General features: G+C 41.6%; 2 protein-coding genes. Both read left to right on the forward strand.

Annotation, left to right across the window (positions count from 1 at the left end):
* On the forward strand, positions 1–185 hold a 185-nt coding region (locus DW830_RS16825; RefSeq protein WP_233544584.1), incomplete at its 5' end, for a hypothetical protein.
* On the forward strand, positions 166–958 hold a 793-nt coding region (locus DW830_RS15520), incomplete at its 3' end, for an AAA family ATPase (RefSeq protein WP_233544585.1). The genes DW830_RS16825 and DW830_RS15520, both read left to right, overlap by 20 nt.

Below are 958 nucleotides of genomic sequence, written 5' to 3' on the forward strand. Positions count from 1 at the left end.
GTTCTTATGTCACCACGACGTTTTGGCAAATCAAGTCTCGTAAAAAAGGCTGTTGTCCAAACCCAACGACCATACCTATGGCTCAATATGCAAGCCGTGCTCAGCAAAGAAGATTTTGCGGCAAAGCTTCTGAAGGAACTGCTCAATCAATTCAAACTGGAAAAGATGAAGCACTATCTTCGTAACTTCCGCATCATTCCTTCTATCAACATGAACCCGATGACAGACGAGCTATCGGTTTCATTCCAACCATCAACTGACAATGGAACAACGGCAATAGAAGATGTTTTAAATACAATTCAGAAGGTTTCTACACCTCAAAACAAACTGATTGTTGTCCTGGACGAGTTTCAAAGCATCCTGGAAATCGATAAAAACATGGATAAGCAGCTCCGTTCCATCATGCAGGAACAGACAGGCATCAATTACATCTTTCTGGGCAGCCAGGAATCGATGATGACAGATATCTTTGAACGTGTGAAGTCTCCGTTCTATCATTTTGGAATGCTGATGAGACTCAACAAGATTCCATACGGAGATTTCAAATCATATATTGCAGACAGATTGAAAGATGTATCAGAGCAGCCTACTCAAATTGCAGACGAGATACTGGCCTTTACAAGTTGCCATCCATACTACACGCAACAGCTTTCATTCGCAGTTTGGAACAATCTGGAAGCTGGCAAAAACGAGGATGTACTCCAACTCGCCATAGAAGACATCATAACAACTCATGATTTAGACTACGAACGTTTATGGTTGAATTTCAATAAGACAGACAAATATGTAATGGTCAGTATCTGCGAGGGCAACAATCCTGCACAAGACAGGAACCAACCTACCAGCACGATGACCAGTGCCCTATTGCGTTTAAGCAAGAAAGGCTACATCATCCGAAGTGACAGATATGAAATAGAAGACCCATTCTTCAGGAAATGGATACTCAAGAATATGATTG

This window comes from Prevotella sp. AM34-19LB, from assembly GCF_003468525.1.
Taxonomy (GTDB): domain Bacteria; phylum Bacteroidota; class Bacteroidia; order Bacteroidales; family Bacteroidaceae; genus Prevotella.